Raw genomic sequence first — 2140 nt, 5'->3', positions numbered from 1 at the left:
TCTTCAGAAATTGAGCCATTAAAGATAGGTGTCGCCTCAATGATTACCCCTGTGGATTCTGTTAAGTATTATCAGGAGATAATTGAATATGTGGGAGAAAGGATAGGTAGACCTGTAAAGATGGTGCTGAGGCGAAGTTATGCTGAAATGGACACCATGCTTGAAAAAGATGAAGTGCAGGTCGCCTTTATATGTTCAGGTCCTTATGTATGGGATCATGATAAATTTGGCGTTGAGCTTCTCGTAGCACCAAGTGTAAATGGAAAGGCTACATATAATTCCTACATAGTCGTCCACAAAGATAGTTCAATAAAGTCCCTTTCTGAACTTAAAGGAAAAAGATTCGCCTTTACAGACCCGAAATCAAACACAGGTAAACTCTACACAACCTACCGATTGACAAAGATGAGATATACCCCTGAGATCTTTTTCAAGCGTTTTATTTACAGTTACAGCCATAACAAATCAATCGAACTTGTTTCAAAGAAGGTTGTTGATGGCGCCTCTGTGGATGGTCTTGTTTACGATTATATGCTCAAGAAAGATTCTCCTTATACAAAACTCACAAAGATCATTGAGAAATCACCGCCATTTGGCATGCCACCGGTAGTGGTCACAAAGAATATAGACCCCTCCCTCAAGGCAAAGTTAAGGGAGGCATTTCTGAATATGCACAATGACCCGAAAGGTAAGGCAATCCTCGATGCGATGATGATAGAGAGATTTGTCCTGATTGCCCATAGGGATTACAACTCAATAAGAGACATGGAGAAACTGGTAAGGATTCAACAAAATATATATAAGGTTACCCCTGAAAAAAGAAATGTTTTGCGCTTCAGTGTAATCCCGAGGGATAATCCGAGGATCTCCTATGAAAAATATCAGCCATTCCTTGACTATCTATCCGAGAAGACATCTTACAGCTATGAACTAGTCCTCAGAAGAAACTATGAGGATACAGTTACCGATCTTGGCAATGGCACAATTGATATAGCCCTTCTTGGTCCTATTTCGTATCTTGAGGCACATGCAAAGTATGGCGTCATCTGCATCCTGAAGCCGATTACTGCTAATAGCAGTGCACAATATAAAAGCGTCATCGTAGTAAAAAAGGATAGCTCTATCGAAAACCTCTTTGACTTAAAGGGGAAATCATTTGCATTTGCCTCCTTAAAATCTACATCAGGGAATCTCATCCCACGCTACCTTCTTGCTGACTCAGGAATCCATATCAACGATCTCAAAAAATTCGCAAATTTCAACTATCATGACTCTGTTGTAAAGGCAGTTTTAAGGGGACAGTTTGATGCCGGTTCTGTTAAGGACTCTGTTGCTGATAAATATATCCCCCTCGGTCTCAAGGTAATTGCGTCGTCCGATCCGATACCATCAGGACCGATTGTAATAGGACCAAAAACACCATCTGTAGTCGCCGAGGCTATAAAAAGAGCGCTTCTAAGTCTTGACCCGGATGACAGGAAACATAAAAAGATATTAAAAAGATGGGATGAAGACTTTCGTTATGGATTTACAACCGCTTCAGATAAAGATTATGAGGGGGTCAGAAAGATGATCAACAGTATCCCCAAGACATGTGGGTGGGGATGCCACCCAAAGACAAGGCTATGAAAAGATTATTAAAATTTTTTGAAAACCTTGGACTCCAGTATAAATTTATACTGATTACAACTATTGCTATCATCCTGCTGATGAGCATTATAGGCTATATGGCGGTCGAAAGAGAGAGAACACTACTCTACGCAGAGATTGAAAGACAGGGAAAACTCCTTGCAGAAACACTTGCAATACCAATAATTAATGACCTTATATATGAGAGGCTTGGACTTGTAGAAGAAGGAGGACTGATTGATAACTATGTAATGGAGACCTACAATAGACAGGATATTGATCTCGTCTATATAGCAATACTGGACGAAGAAGGTAAGGTAATATCACACAATGACCTTACCGAGTATGGCAAGATATACAATGACCCATTAACCCAGAATCTACTGATGGCAGAGACCACCCTCCTTGAGCATTCTTTTAATACTGCAATAAATCACAATATCCTCGATGTTGGAACTCCGCTTTCAATTGGAAAAAAAAGATGGGGAACGCTAAGGTTTGCTATCTCCCT

Annotated in this window: 2 protein-coding genes; both read left to right on the top strand. The window is 40.2% G+C overall.

The features are described 5' to 3' along the window. The coding region (phnD, locus tag AB1488_07335; protein ID MEW6409909.1) for a phosphate/phosphite/phosphonate ABC transporter substrate-binding protein at nucleotides 1-1629 on the top strand (1629 nt) is incomplete at its 5' end. After that, nucleotides 1626-2140: hypothetical protein (locus AB1488_07330; GenBank protein MEW6409908.1), on the top strand; the 515-nt coding region annotated here is incomplete at its 3' end. The genes phnD and AB1488_07330, both read left to right, overlap by 4 nt.

It is taken from the genome of Nitrospirota bacterium, assembly GCA_040756155.1.
GTDB lineage: Bacteria > Nitrospirota > Thermodesulfovibrionia > JACRGW01 > JBFLZU01 > JBFLZU01.
This window is presented reverse-complemented; position numbering and strand designations above follow the sequence as displayed.